General features: G+C 67.9%; 14 protein-coding genes and 1 pseudogene. 5 read left to right on the forward strand and 10 right to left on the reverse strand.

Annotated features, from left to right (window positions below; translation table 11 throughout):
* The first annotated feature begins 99 nt into the window (after nucleotides 1-99).
* Nucleotides 100-318 carry a DUF6324 family protein gene (locus tag FVF75_RS11115; protein WP_148378225.1) on the forward strand — a complete coding sequence of 73 codons (219 nt, stop codon included), beginning with the start codon at nucleotides 100-102 and terminating at the stop codon, nucleotides 316-318.
* Here the strand turns inward: FVF75_RS11115 and FVF75_RS11120 are convergent.
* On the reverse strand, nucleotides 275-748 hold the full coding sequence (locus tag FVF75_RS11120; protein WP_148378053.1) for an MmcB family DNA repair protein: 474 nt from the start codon (nucleotides 746-748) through the stop codon (nucleotides 275-277). The genes FVF75_RS11115 and FVF75_RS11120 overlap by 44 nt on opposite strands.
* 295 nt (nucleotides 749-1,043) lie before the next feature.
* On the opposite strand from FVF75_RS11120, the pseudogene FVF75_RS11125 reads away from it, so the two are divergent.
* Nucleotides 1,044-1,736, forward strand: a pseudogene (locus tag FVF75_RS11125) (nitroreductase family protein).
* Here the strand turns inward: FVF75_RS11125 and FVF75_RS11130 are convergent.
* From FVF75_RS11130 to ribB, 4 genes are all read right to left on the reverse strand, one after another.
* Entirely contained in the window at nucleotides 1,727-2,035 is a 309-nt protein-coding gene (locus tag FVF75_RS11130; protein ID WP_148378054.1) for a hypothetical protein, read from the reverse strand. The pseudogene FVF75_RS11125 and the gene FVF75_RS11130 overlap by 10 nt on opposite strands.
* A 106-nt stretch (nucleotides 2,036-2,141) precedes the next feature.
* Nucleotides 2,142-2,609: a transcription antitermination factor NusB gene (gene nusB, locus FVF75_RS11135; RefSeq protein ID WP_148378055.1), complete on the reverse strand. Its 468-nt coding sequence runs from the start codon at nucleotides 2,607-2,609 to the stop codon at nucleotides 2,142-2,144.
* Nucleotides 2,606-3,154 (reverse strand): 6,7-dimethyl-8-ribityllumazine synthase, encoded by a 549-nt coding sequence (locus FVF75_RS11140; protein WP_148378056.1) that lies wholly within the window; start codon nucleotides 3,152-3,154, stop codon nucleotides 2,606-2,608. Before FVF75_RS11140 ends, nusB begins: the two co-directional genes overlap by 4 nt.
* Nucleotides 3,154-4,287 carry a 3,4-dihydroxy-2-butanone-4-phosphate synthase gene (gene ribB / locus FVF75_RS11145; RefSeq protein ID WP_148378057.1) on the reverse strand — a complete coding sequence of 378 codons (1,134 nt, stop codon included), beginning with the start codon at nucleotides 4,285-4,287 and terminating at the stop codon, nucleotides 3,154-3,156. Before ribB ends, FVF75_RS11140 begins: the two co-directional genes overlap by 1 nt.
* A gap of 155 nt (nucleotides 4,288-4,442) precedes the next feature.
* On the opposite strand from ribB, the gene FVF75_RS11150 reads away from it, so the two are divergent.
* Nucleotides 4,443-4,988 (forward strand): peptidoglycan-binding domain-containing protein, encoded by a 546-nt coding sequence (locus FVF75_RS11150; protein WP_166130996.1) that lies wholly within the window; start codon nucleotides 4,443-4,445, stop codon nucleotides 4,986-4,988.
* A 3-nt stretch (nucleotides 4,989-4,991) separates the two neighbouring features.
* On the opposite strand, the gene FVF75_RS11155 is transcribed toward FVF75_RS11150, so the two are convergent.
* Nucleotides 4,992-5,255 carry a hypothetical protein gene (locus FVF75_RS11155; protein ID WP_246138064.1) on the reverse strand — a complete coding sequence of 88 codons (264 nt, stop codon included), beginning with the start codon at nucleotides 5,253-5,255 and terminating at the stop codon, nucleotides 4,992-4,994.
* 166 nt (nucleotides 5,256-5,421) lie between these two features.
* Entirely contained in the window at nucleotides 5,422-6,294 is an 873-nt protein-coding gene (locus FVF75_RS11160) for a 50S ribosomal protein L11 methyltransferase (protein WP_148378059.1), read from the reverse strand.
* A gap of 205 nt (nucleotides 6,295-6,499) precedes the next feature.
* Here FVF75_RS11160 and FVF75_RS11165 point away from each other — a divergent pair, with 205 nt between their 5' ends.
* On the forward strand, nucleotides 6,500-7,510 hold the full coding sequence (locus tag FVF75_RS11165) for an SMP-30/gluconolactonase/LRE family protein (protein WP_148378060.1): 1,011 nt from the start codon (nucleotides 6,500-6,502) through the stop codon (nucleotides 7,508-7,510).
* Nucleotides 7,511-7,550: 40 nt separating this feature from the next.
* Here FVF75_RS11165 and msrA read toward each other — a convergent pair whose 3' ends face one another.
* On the reverse strand, nucleotides 7,551-8,198 hold the full coding sequence (msrA, locus tag FVF75_RS11170; RefSeq protein ID WP_148378061.1) for a peptide-methionine (S)-S-oxide reductase MsrA: 648 nt from the start codon (nucleotides 8,196-8,198) through the stop codon (nucleotides 7,551-7,553).
* Nucleotides 8,199-8,239: 41 nt separating this feature from the next.
* Nucleotides 8,240-9,475, reverse strand: a complete 1,236-nt coding sequence (locus tag FVF75_RS11175; protein ID WP_148378062.1) for an MFS transporter — start codon at nucleotides 9,473-9,475, stop codon at nucleotides 8,240-8,242.
* A 107-nt stretch (nucleotides 9,476-9,582) separates the two neighbouring features.
* On the opposite strand from FVF75_RS11175, the gene FVF75_RS11180 reads away from it, so the two are divergent.
* A complete protein-coding gene (locus tag FVF75_RS11180) occupies nucleotides 9,583-9,873 on the forward strand; it encodes a DUF6958 family protein (RefSeq protein WP_148378063.1) in 291 nt (96 codons plus the stop codon).
* A 97-nt stretch (nucleotides 9,874-9,970) separates the two neighbouring features.
* Here the strand turns inward: FVF75_RS11180 and FVF75_RS11185 are convergent, their stop codons facing one another.
* On the reverse strand, nucleotides 9,971-12,166 hold the full coding sequence (locus tag FVF75_RS11185; protein ID WP_148378064.1) for a primosomal protein N': 2,196 nt from the start codon (nucleotides 12,164-12,166) through the stop codon (nucleotides 9,971-9,973).
* Nucleotides 12,167-12,254: the final 88 nt, after the last annotated feature.

The raw sequence follows: 12,254 nt of genomic DNA on the forward strand, positions 1-12,254 counted from the left end.
CCTTGCATTTACCGTCGCGACCGGGGCATTGCAAGAGGCGCGGGCTTGAAAAACGTGCGCCTGCGCAGTATCGCGGGGGATGCGTTTCAGGAGGCCAGCATGGGCATCAACTCGGAATCCGACATCACCGCCAACCTTCAGATCGGCCCCACCACGCTGGGGATGGTGAGGATCTATGTGGCCGGCGACGGGGTCGATCTGCCGATGGATTTCGAGCCCGAAGAGGCCGAGGAGATCGCCGAGGAGATCAGGGCCGCCGCCGCGCAGGCGCGCGCTATGGCCGAGGGCGCGAAGGCGCCGGGTCGCAAAAAGCGCTGACGCCGGGGTCGCGCCAGCCATGCAGGCGGGACGCGGCGTGGCGGGCGAATTTCTGCAACATCACCTTGCGCCGGGCCGGGGCCAGGCGTGTTTCCGGGCCCATGCGCAGGATCTCGGCGTCGAACCCGTCGGCGACGATCAGCCCGGTCTCGGCCGGCAAAAGCTCGGACGGGAAATCCGCGTCCACCGCCCAGAAAAAGCGGTCGCCCCATTCGAGATAACCCTGCCACTTGCCGTCCGCCATGTAGTCGGCGCGCGAGGATTTGCACTCGATCACCCAGAATTCGCCCTTCGGACCCAGCGCGAACACGTCGACGCGCAGGCCGCGTTTGGGCACGAATTCCTCGATCGAGACGAAATCGTGCTGGCGCAGGTGGCGGGCGACGCCGCGCGCGAGGATCTGGCCGGGTTGCAGGGTATGGTCTTGCATGGGCACAGAATGAACAATCCATGAACACTTGTCCAGACGCACCCCGCAGACGGGGCTTGAACGGAGCCGCCGGGGGGCCTATGTGTCGCTGTGGCGGTCTGCCCTTCTCGACAAGAGGTCAAATTCCGGTGGCCTTAACGAACTCCGAGGGAGCTGGCTCTGTCCGGACCGTGGTCCGGTTACCTGGCGCCCACCTGTATATGCAGGTCCTCGGGAATTAGCTTACCTCCCGGTTGCGTGCGGTCCCGCCACCCACTACGCTCTGCCTTGGATGCTGTAACGCACTGAGGGGCCTATGTTTTCAAAGAAAAACCTGCCGCATGAGCCGGTGGCCCTGCCGGATCGCTTCGACTATTGCGATGCCGACATGCTGGCCAGTGCCGCCGGGTTCCTCGATCATATGAAGCGCCGCCATTCGGTGCGCGATTTCTCGACCCGCCCGGTGCCGCGCGCGGTGATCGAGATGGCGGTTGCCACCGCCGGGCGCGCACCCTCCGGGGCCAATCATCAGCCGTGGTTCTTCGCCGCGATCGCCGATCCCGCGCTCAAGGCGCGCATCCGGGCCGAGGCCGAGGCGGAGGAGGAAAAGTTCTACGAGGGCGGCGCAGGGGACGAATGGCTGCGCGCGCTGGAGCCTTTGGGCACCGACGCCGCCAAGCCGCATCTGGAGGACGCGCCGTGGCTGATCGTGGTGTTCGCGCAGCGTTGAGGCACCTTCGACGATGGCAGCCGGTTCAAGAACTACTACGTGCCCGAAAGCGTCGGCATCGCCACGGGTTTCCTGATCGCGGCTTTGCACCAGGCCGGGCTGTCCTGCCTGACGCACACGCCCAACCTCATGAAATTCCTCAATGAAACGCTTGGGCGGCCAGCCTCGGAAAAGCCGGTGATGATCCTCGCGGTCGGGCATCCCGCCGCTGACGCGACCGTGCCCGCCGTGGCCAAGCTGAAAAAGCCGCTGCAGGATATCCTGACGGTTTACGAGTGACGCCGTGGCGCCACCGTCTCGACCTTGACCGGGATGTCGGTCGCCACCGGCACGCGGGTGCCACCCTTGGGCGTGTCGTCGTGTTCCATGCGCATCACCGCGATGGCGAACTGCACGCCGGCAAAGACGATGCCGTTGAACATGAACAGCATGATCAACGCGATCCAGCCGATGTCGGAAGTCGAGATGAGATGCCAGAGGTTTCCGACATTGGTGTAGAGCAGCGCGCTGACGAACACCGCCGACAGGCCGAAGCCGATCAGAACCTGCTTGATATATAGCCGAACCAGACGCGGCATGGGCGCTCTCCCTGTTCTGTTCCTATTCTCAATGTAACATCGGGCAGCGCGCTGCCAAGGGGAAAGCCGACACGATGCCGCGAGGGGCGAAAAACGGCGGATGCGTTCAGAACGCCTCGGGCCGGGCCTCGCGCGCCATGTGGTCGAGCACGGCGTTGGTGAACTTGGGCTCCTCGCCCTCGGGGAAAAAGGCGCGCGCGACATCGACGAACTCGGTGATCACCACCTTGGGCGGCGTGTCGCGCTGGATCAGTTCGGCGCCCGCGGCGCGAAACAGCGCACGCAGGGTCGGGTCGATGCGCGCGATCGGCCATTTGGCCACCAGCGCGCGGTCGGTCATCTGGTCGATCTTTGCCTGCATGGTCACGGCGGTATCGAGAAGGGCGCGAAACAGGTCGACATCGCCATCCGCCATCTCGATATCGTCGAACACCTCGCCGAAGCGATGATCCTCGAATTCGCGCGTGACCTTCTCGACGGTCTGGCCCGCGGCTTCCATCTGGAACAGCGCCTGCACCGCGAACAGCCGCGACGCGGCGCGCATCTTGCGCTTCTGGTTGTTGGAAAGCGTCATGCCCCGGTCCCGCCGTCGCCCCGGTCGGCCAGCTTGTAGGTGTCGCCGCTGCCAAAGCCGACCGGCTTTCGCGTGTTGCCCCACTTGCGGCCCAGCGCGATCAGGTGCAGCGCCGCGGCCGCAGCGCCCCCGCCCTTGTTCTGCTCGGCAGGATCGGCGCGCACCACCGCCTGTTCGCGGTTTTCCACCGTCAGGATGCCGTTGCCGATGCACAGCCCCTGCAGTCCCAGAAGCGTCAACCCGCGCGAACTGTCGTTGCACACGGTTTCGTAATGCGTGGTCTCGCCCCGGATCACGCAGCCCAGCGCCACGTAGCCGTCGAAGTTCGACAGCCGGTCGGCGATGCCGATGGCCGACGGCACCTCGAGCGCGCCGGGCACCTCGACCAGATCCCAGGTGGCCCCCGCTGCCTCGATCTCGGCCTTGGCGCCGGCGATCAGGTCGTCGGCGATGTCCTTGTAATAGGGTGCCACCACGATCAGAAGCTTGACCGGCGCATCGAACTCCGGGCGCGGCAGGATGTAGTGGGTCTCGGTCCCGGCCATCATTCGCCCCTTGTGATGGGGCACGTGCCCTCGATCGACAAGCCGTAGGCCTCGAGCCCCACGACCTTGGGTTTCGGACTGTCTGTGACCAGGATCATGCGATGAATGCCCAGCGCCGACAGGATCTGCGCGCCGAGGCCATACTGGCGCAGGATCTGCGGCGACACCCGCCCGCCCGCGGCCAGTTTCATCGACGGATCACGCAGCAGCACCACCGCGCCCCGGCCCTCGTCGGCGATCACCTGCATGGCGCGCGGCAACTCGCCCGCCGGGGCGGGTCCGAGGCCCAGCGCATCCTCGAGCGGGTTGAGCGCGTGCATCCTGACCAGCACCGGCTCATCCGTGGTCAGATCGCCCTTGGACAGCACGATATGCTCGGCGCCCTGGGTCTCGTCGGTAAAGACCCGCATCATCCAGTCGCCGCCATAGGCCGAGGTCACCTGCTGCACCGCGCTTTCGCGCACCAGGTTGTCGTGGCGGTGGCGATAGGCGATCAGGTCCGAGATCGTCCCGATCTTGAGGTTGTGTTTCTGCGCGAAGGCCACCAGGTCGGGCAGCCGCGCCATGGTGCCGTCCTCGTTCATGATCTCGCAGATCACGCCCGCCGGGTTCAGCCCGGCCAGCCGCGCGATGTCGACGGCGGCCTCGGTGTGCCCGGCGCGCACCAGCACACCGCCATCCTTGGCGCGCAGCGGAAAGACATGGCCCGGCGTGGCGATGTCGGCGGCACCCTTGGTGGGGTCGGTCGCCACCGCCACGGTGCGGGCCCGGTCATGGGCGGAAATGCCGGTGGTCACGCCCTCGCGCGCCTCGATCGAGACGGTGAAGGCGGTTTCGTGACGCGAGGCGTTCTGCGACGCCATCAGCGGCAGGCCCAGCGCGTCGATCCGCTCGCCCGTGAGCGACAGGCAGATCAGGCCGCGCCCGTTGGTGGCCATGAAATTGATCGCCTCGGGCGTCGCCATCTGCGCCGGGATCACCAGGTCGCCCTCGTTCTCGCGGTCCTCGTGATCGACCAGGATGAACATCCGGCCGTTGCGGGCCTCTTCGATGATCTCCTCGATCGGTGAAATGGCATCGGCCCAGTCGGTCTCGACCGGTCCGGGTTTTTCGAAAGTCCTGATCTCGGCCATGATGCCCCCTTCGCGTTCGCACCCGGTCAGATAACCGCTCTTTGCCGGCAATGCCAGAGGCAACCCGGCGCCATCCGGTGCCAATCGCGGGGCTAGGCCCGGGGCGCGAAACCGGGTATGGTCTGGCGAAACGGTCAACAGAACCGGACGAGCAGATGACCCGAAACGCCTTCTTGCCCCGTGCGCATCTCGCGCTGTTTGCCGCCCTTGTGGTGGCCGGCTGCGCCGCGCCCGACACCGCCACCCGCGCCGACCTTGGCGACGAGGTGATCATCACCGATTTCACCCTCGGCCCACCCGGCGCGCGGCCCGGCGCCTGCTATGGCAAGGACGTGACGCCCGCGGTGATCGAGCAGGTCACCGAGCGCGTGCTGGTGGCCGAACCCGAGATCGGCCCCGGCGGCAACATCATCACCCCGGCGCGCTACGAAGAACGCATGAGCCACCGCATCGTCGAGGGCCGCGACGAGGTGTTCTTCGAGACCCCCTGCCCGCCGCGCTGGACGCCGGAGTTCATCGCCTCGGTGCAACGCGCGCTGAGCATTCGCGGGCTTTATGACGGCCCGGCCAGCGGCGAGCTCAACATCGCGACCCGCCGGGCAATCCGCGCCTTCCAGGTCGCGAACGGGCTGAATTCGGGGATACTCTCGACCGAGAACGCCCGCCGCCTGGGGCTGGTCGAGATCGAACTGGACGGGTGAAGCTCAGAAATCCGGCAGCCCGCCGGCAACCCAGCGCGACACCGCGTCGGGCCGCATCGCCCAGGCGCCCATCTGTTCGACCACGTTGCCCTGTTCCAGCGACGACAGCCGGTCGGCATAGGTGATGGGGCCGAGATAGGCGAACAGGAACGCCTTGAACCCGAGAAAGGCGACCAGCGCCAGCATCAGCCCGCGCAGCGGCACCCGGCGCGTGACCCGCACCTTGTCGACCGGCACGAGCATCCCGTCGCGCTCTTCCAGTCGCACGAAACGGCCGCGGCTCCGGCTGTGTTTTCGATCAATCTCGATCAGACGCTTCTGAAAATTCGCCTGGTTCGCATCCATCTTGCCAATCCCGTCGCATGGAAAACGACCTTGGGAGTTTAGCCGCCAATCGCGGCAAAAAAGCGGCAAAAATGTGGCAGATCTTGTCTCAGGCGGCGCGTTTCAGCACCAGCGTGGTCCAGTCGCCGAACACGTCGCGCTCGGAAACCTCAAAGCCCTCGCGCCCGTAGACGGCGACCACCTCGTCGGCCTGGTGGTTCAGGATGCCCGACAGAATGGCGTGCCCTCCCGGCCCGATGTGGCGCGCCATGTCGGGTGCCAGCGCCACCAGCGGTCCCTTGAGGATATTGGCGAACACCAGATCGAACGGCGCGGCCTGGCCGAAATCGGGGTGATCGAATCCCGCCGCCTCGATCACGTGCACGCGGTCGCTCATCGAATTGGCCTCGAGGTTGGCGCGCGCCACCTCGACGGCGACTTCGTCGATGTCGGAGGCGATGACCGGGTTGGGCCAGACCTTGGCCGCCGCCATCGCCAGCACCGCGGTGCCGCAGCCGATATCGGCCACGTTGCGTTTGACCAGCCCGCGCGTCAGCATCTTGTCGAGCGCCGTGAGGCAGCCCAGCGTGGTGCCGTGATGGCCGGTGCCGAACGCCATCGCCGCCTCGATCTTCAGGCCGATGCGGTCGCCCGGCAGCTTGTCGGCATCATGCGAGCCATAGACAAAGAACCGCCCCGCCTCGACCGGCGCAAGCTCGCGTTTGACATGCGCCACCCAGTCGACCTCGGGCAGTTCCGACACGGTGAAATCGCGCGCGCCATGCGCCTTGGCGATCAGCGCCAGCGCGATCCCGTCCGGTTCTTCCGTGAAATAGCCGCCGACCTCCCACAGGCCCGAGCCGTCCTCGACCTCCGACACCCCCACGCCCACCGGCACCGGATCGAGCCTCTCGAGCGCCGCGCCCAGGTCTTCGGCGGCGCGCTGGCCGGCCAGTGTTGTCAGGGCGGTGAATGTCGGCATGTTGCGCTCCTTGGCTTGCGCCCGGCCTAGCCCCGCCACCGCACCGGGTCAAGGACACCCCGCGCCCGGCACCTTCACCCTGGCCCGAAACACTCCCCCCGTAGGCGCCCGCGCGCGCTACGTCCAACCGGACTAGTCCGGCAGGATGGAGGCGGGTCACGAGGTCGCACTTACTCTCGCGCGGCACCCAACGACGGAGGATCGGATGCGATATTCCCCCCTGAAACTCGCCCTCGCGGCGTCCCTTGCCACCCTCGCCGGCCCCGCGCTGGCCGACGACTGGCGCGTTCTGGCGCAGTTCGACGACCGGCCCGAGGGGCTGGTGGCCGATGGCGACGGCGGCCTGTTCGCCAGCCTGTTCGCCTCGGGCCGGATCGTGCGCATCGGCGCCGACGGCACCGTCACCGATATCGGCTCGATCGCGTCGGCCACCGGCGGCGCGGCGGGCAGCACCATCGGCATCGACTTCGACGGCGACGACACCATCTATGTTGCCTTCGCCGGTCATTCCGACCTCTACCCCTGGCCCAACGACCCCAATGTCGCCGACCTCGCGTGCTCCGACAGCACGGTGCTTTCGACCGGGCTTTATGCGGTCACGGTGTCGACCGGCGCGGTCGCACCCGTCGCCACCCGCGCCGATGGCTACGGCTTTTGCTACACCGACGACCCGGTGGTGATGCCCGATGGCGCGGTGCTGGTCTCGGACCTCAGCCGCGCCGCGATCTGGCGCATCGAGCCTGACACCGGCGCGGCGACGCTGTGGTCGGACGATCCGCTGTTCGACCCGGGCGCGCGGCCCCTGTCGGGCTTTGGTGTCGGTCCGAACGGCATCGCGCTGGGGGCGGACGGCGCCTCGGTCTACGCGGTGACCGGCGGCAACCCGATGCTGGTGCGCATTCCCCTGAACGAGGACGGCAGCGCCGGGGCGGGCAGCATGGTGACCTATGGTTACGACAATCTCGACGGGCTCGAGGTCGGCCCGGACGGCGCCTTCTACCTGACCGAGGCGTTCCGCAGCGAGGTCTGGCGGGTGGCCCCCGACGCGGCCTCGCGCGAGCAGATCGGCGCCCCGGCGGGCGCGCCCCTGGGCGGCCCGGCCAGCCTCGCGTTCCTCGGCGACAGCCTTTGCGTCACCAACCTCGACTTCTTCGGGATGCTGCCGCCGGAACACGCCAACACCGTGGTCTGCAAATCAGGCGTTCTGCCGCAATGACCCCGGCGGCCCCGGCCCAGGCCGGGGCCATCCGCGCGCCTCAAGCCCCGGTGCCGATCGGGCAGGACACCCCGGTGCCCCCGACCCCGCAGTAACCGGCGGGGTTTTTCGACAGGTATTGCTGGTGATAGTCCTCGGCCCAGTAGAACGGCCCGGCCTCGGCGATCTCGGTGGTGATCGGCCCATGGCCCGCCGCCGCCAGCCGTGGCGCGAACGCCGCGCGCGACGCCTCGGCGGCCGCAAGTTGCTCGGGCGTCATGGCATAGACCGCCGAGCGATACTGCGTGCCCCGGTCGTTGCCCTGGCGCATGCCCTGGGTCGGGTCATGACCTTCCCAGAACACCCGCAGCAGATCCTCATAGGCGATCACCGCCGGGTCGAACACCACCCGCACCACCTCGGTATGTCCGGTGCGACCGGAACACACCTCGTCATAGGTCGGGTTCGGCGTGAAGCCCCCGGCATAGCCCGCCATGGTCAGCCACACCCCCGGCAGGCCCCAGAACATCCGTTCGACGCCCCAGAAACAGCCCATGCCGAACACGGCCACCTGCATCCCCTCGGGCACATCCATCGTCAGGGGCCGGCCCGAGACATGATGCGCTTCGGCGGTCGGGATCGGCTGGGATCGCCCGGGCAACGCCGCCTCGCGGCTCACCATGTCCATCGCCTTGGTCAGTCCGAACATCGAAAATCCTCCTGTCAACGCAGGGGCAACATAAGCGCGCCTCACTCCGCCGGCGAGGGCACGAGGCCTGAGAACACCGTTTCGTGACCCTTTTCCGGGTGGCGCGGGATCATCATCGCCAGCGCCAGCGAGACCAGCGCCATGCCCGCCGCCAGCCCGAACACCGCGCCCGGCGAGGTCACCCAGAGATAGCCCAAGAGCGCCGGCAGGAACACCGCCGCGATATGGTTGATGGTAAAGGCCACCGCCGCCGTGGGCGCGATGTCGGGAACATCCGCGATCTTCTGGAAATAGGTCTTGAGCGCGAAGGCCAGCGCGAAGAACAGGTGGTCGAGCACATAAAGCGCGGCGGCCAGAACAACCCCCCAGCCAAAGAGATAGATGCCGCCATAGGCCAGGAACACCAGCGTCAGCCCGGCATATTCGAACATCAAGGCCCGCCGTTCGCCCCAGCGCGCCACCGCCCGCCCCATCAGGGGCGCGAACAGCATGTTGGCCAGGAAATTCAGCATGAACAGCGCCGTGACCTGGTGCACCTCAAAGCCGAAGCGCTCGACCATCATGAAGGCCGCGAACACGGTGAAGATCTGCCGCCGCGCCCCCGACATGAACTGCAGCGCATAATAGAGCCAGTAGCGCCGGCGCAGCACGAAGGTCTTGAGCTGCGGCTCGGGGCTCTCAAAGCGCGGATAGGCAAGCCGGGCGAACGCCACCACCGCCAGCGTGAAGCCGCCCGCGACCATGTAGACGAAATTGTAGCTCAGATCGAAGCTCTTCCAGGTCACCACCAGCGCGCCGTAGGCCACCAGCGAGGCCGCAGACCCCACCGCCAGCAGCCAGCCCAGCATCTGAGGCGCGCGCTTGCGGTCGATCCATTGCAGCTGGAGCGACTGGTTCACGGTCTCGTAGTAGTGAAAGCCGATCGAACTCAGCATCGTCACCGTCAGGATGCCGCCGAGTGTGGGGAACCACGCCGTCACCGCCGTCGCCGCCCCCAGCAGCGCCAGCGCCACCAGCGCCAGCGCCTGTTCGCGGATGAACATGATCAACACGATCACACCGATGGCGAAAAAGCCGGGAATCTCGCGCACCGTGTGCAGCCAGCCGATCTCGACCCCGGCGAAATTCGCAGCCTCGATCACGAAGTTGTTCAACAGCGCCGACCAGGTCGAGAATGACACCGGCATCGCCACGGCCAGCAGCATCAACAGCGCCTCCGGCCGCCGCCAGCGCGGCAGGCTCCGCGCCTCCTCCAGTGTCATCGACCGTTTCGCCATGAAACCGCTTTACGCCGCCGAAACGACCGGCGCGAGAGCAAAAATGACACCGCGCGCCTGACATTCCGCGCCGGCATCCTAGTCTGGCTCGAAACAGGGAGCGCGCCATGGCCGACAAGATCGCCGTCGAAAACGTCAACACGCCCGGCAGGACCAGCAATGTCGACGCCGGCAAGTATATCGCGATGCGCGATGCCATGCTGGCGGTGATCCCGCAGGCCGAACCCGGGCTGACAGCGACCGAAATCAAGGAGCGTGCAAAACCGCTCCTGCCCGAGGCGCTGTTTCCCGGCGGCGCCACTTCCGGCTGGTGGGTGAAATGCGTGCAACTCGACCTCGAGGCCAAGGGCCGCCTGAAACGCCACCAGACCAAGCCGCTGACCTTCACCCAAAGCTGAAAATCCGGCTTCATCTTGGCCGAAATACTCCCGCCGGAGGCGCCCGAGGCGCGCCCTGCGCGCCGAGACATGCAGCGCGCCGCAGGCGCTCATTTTCTCAATAGAAACTCTGCGGGTCGATATCGACCGACAGCCGCGTGTCGCCTTTGGGCGTGAACTGCCCGACCCAGGCACGCAGCGCCGGCTGGATCGCCACGTCCTTGGCGGCCTTGACCAACAGCCGCACCCGGTGGCGCCCGCGCACCCGCGCGATCGGGGCCGGGGCCGGGCCATAGACCTGCGCCCCCACCTGGCGCAACGGGCCATCGGCGCGCGCCAGCGCATTGCCCAGATCGAACGCCGCCTCCGCCGTCGAGGCCGAGATCACCACACCCGCCAACCGGCCATAGGGCGGCACGCCCGCGGCCTTGCGCTCGGCGGCTTCGGCGCGCCAGAACCCCTCTTCGTCGCCCGACAGGATGGCGCGGATCACCGGGTGCTCCAGTTGGAAGGTCTGCATCAGCGCCAGCCCCGGCGTCTCGACGCGTCCGGCCCGGCCCGCCACCTGCCGGAGCAGTTGAAAGGTCTTTTCGGCGGCGCGCAGGTCCGAGCCCTGAAGCCCCAGGTCGGCGTCGATCACGCCGACCAGCGTGAGATGCGGAAAATTGTGCCCCTTGGCCACCATCTGCGTGCCGATCACGATATCCGCCCCACCCGCCGCGATGCGGTCGATCATCTCCTTCAGCGCCCGGGCCGAGCCGAACAGGTCCGACGACAGCACCGCCAGCCGCGCCTCGGGAAACAGCCCCGCCACCTCCTCGGCCAGCCGCTCGACCCCCGGCCCGACTGGGGCCAGCCGCCCCTCGGCCTCGCAGCTCGGGCAGGCGTCGGGCATCGGCCTGGTCTCGCCGCATTGGTGGCACACCAGGCGTTTCAGGAACCGGTGCTCGACCATGCGCGCATCGCAATGGTCGCAGCCGATCTGGTGGCCGCAGGCCCTGCAGATCGTCACCGGCGCATAGCCCCGGCGGTTCAGAAACAGCAGCGCCTGTTCGCCCTTCGCGATCCGCGCACCCACCGCGGCCTGCAGGGTCGGCGAGATCCAGCGGTCCCCGGGCAGATCCTCGACGCGCATGTCGATCGCGCGCATCTCGGGCATCACCGCCGCCCCGAAGCGCGCGGTCAGATCGAGGCGCCGGTATTTCCCCGCCTCGGCATTGGCCCAGCTTTCCAGCGAGGGCGTCGCCGAGGCCAGCACCACCTGCGCATCCGTCAGCGAGGCGCGCAGCACCGCCATGTCGCGCGCCGAGTAGAGCACCCCGTCCTCCTGCTTGTAGGACTGGTCATGCTCCTCATCGACCACCACCAGGCCAAGGTCGCGAAACGGTAAAAACAGCGCCGAGCGTGCGCCGACCACCAAGGGTGCCGCCCCCTCGCCCGCCATGCGCCACAGCCGGCGCCGCTCGGTCATGGTCACGCCGGAATGCCACTCGGCGGGCCGCGCGCCGAACCGCGCCTCGACCCGGGTCAGGAACTCGGAGGTGAGCGCGATTTCGGGCAGCAGGACCAGCGCCTGCCGGCCCCGCGCCAGGCATGCCGCGACCGCTTCCAGATAGACCTCGGTCTTGCCCGAGCCGGTGACACCGCGCAGCAGCGTGGTGCCGTAGACCCCGGCCGCGATCCCGTCGCGCAGCACCTTGGCGGCCACGGCCTGATCGCCGGTCAGCGTCTTGCCCGGCGCGTCCGGGTCGAGCCGGGGATAGGGCAGATCGCGCGGGCTTTCCTCCTCGCGCACCGCCCCCTGCCCGACCAGCCCCTTGATGACCGAGGTCGACACCCCCGCCATCCCGGCCAGTTCGCTCAAGGTGAACGCCAGCCCGCCATAATCGTCCAGCGTCTCGATCACCCGGCGGCGGGCATCGGTCATTCGCGCGGGAACCTCGCCGCCGCGCCGGTAGACCTTCTGCATCGACGGCGGATCGGTCAGCCCGGGCGCGCGGGTGGCCAGCCGCAGCATCTGCGGCATCGGCGTCAGGGTATAGTCGCCCACCCGGGTCAGGAACGCGGCCATCTCCGGGCGCATCGGGGCCAGGTCGAGCACGCGGATGACGGCGCGCAGCTTGGCCGCGTCGAACCCGGTCTCGCCCGGCCCCCAGATCACGCCCATCACCTTGCGCGGCCCAAGCGGCACCTCGACAAACGCCCCCTGCCAGCAGCCGCCTTCGGGCGCACGGTAGGTCAGCATCCGGTCCAGCGGCTGGGTCGTAAGCACAGCCACCCGCGCGCCCTGATCGAAGAACACCGGCTCAGCCATGCCGGCCCGCCGCTTTGGGCTTTCGACGGGCCGCACGCTCCTGTATGAAAGCCGCGAAATCCCACAGATGCAGCGAACGGAGCCGCGC

It is taken from the genome of Maritimibacter fusiformis, assembly GCF_008086115.1.
GTDB lineage: Bacteria > Pseudomonadota > Alphaproteobacteria > Rhodobacterales > Rhodobacteraceae > Muriiphilus > Muriiphilus fusiformis.

Bases quoted from the DNA above. Each gene is read 5' to 3' on its own strand.
- FVF75_RS11115 (WP_148378225.1), top strand. From the start codon at position 100: ATGGGCATCAACTCGGAATCCGACATCACCGCCAACCTTCAGATCGGC.
- FVF75_RS11120 (WP_148378053.1), bottom strand. From the start codon at position 748: ATGCAAGACCATACCCTGCAACCCGGCCAGATCCTCGCGCGCGGCGTC.
- FVF75_RS11130 (WP_148378054.1), bottom strand. From the start codon at position 2,035: ATGCCGCGTCTGGTTCGGCTATATATCAAGCAGGTTCTGATCGGCTTC.
- nusB (WP_148378055.1), bottom strand. From the start codon at position 2,609: ATGACGCTTTCCAACAACCAGAAGCGCAAGATGCGCGCCGCGTCGCGG.
- FVF75_RS11140 (WP_148378056.1), bottom strand. From the start codon at position 3,154: ATGGCCGGGACCGAGACCCACTACATCCTGCCGCGCCCGGAGTTCGAT.
- ribB (WP_148378057.1), bottom strand. From the start codon at position 4,287: ATGGCCGAGATCAGGACTTTCGAAAAACCCGGACCGGTCGAGACCGAC.
- FVF75_RS11150 (WP_166130996.1), top strand. From the start codon at position 4,443: ATGACCCGAAACGCCTTCTTGCCCCGTGCGCATCTCGCGCTGTTTGCC.
- FVF75_RS11160 (WP_148378059.1), bottom strand. From the start codon at position 6,294: ATGCCGACATTCACCGCCCTGACAACACTGGCCGGCCAGCGCGCCGCC.
- FVF75_RS11165 (WP_148378060.1), top strand. From the start codon at position 6,500: ATGCGATATTCCCCCCTGAAACTCGCCCTCGCGGCGTCCCTTGCCACC.
- msrA (WP_148378061.1), bottom strand. From the start codon at position 8,198: ATGTTCGGACTGACCAAGGCGATGGACATGGTGAGCCGCGAGGCGGCG.
- FVF75_RS11175 (WP_148378062.1), bottom strand. From the start codon at position 9,475: ATGGCGAAACGGTCGATGACACTGGAGGAGGCGCGGAGCCTGCCGCGC.
- FVF75_RS11180 (WP_148378063.1), top strand. From the start codon at position 9,583: ATGGCCGACAAGATCGCCGTCGAAAACGTCAACACGCCCGGCAGGACC.
- FVF75_RS11185 (WP_148378064.1), bottom strand. From the start codon at position 12,166: ATGGCTGAGCCGGTGTTCTTCGATCAGGGCGCGCGGGTGGCTGTGCTT.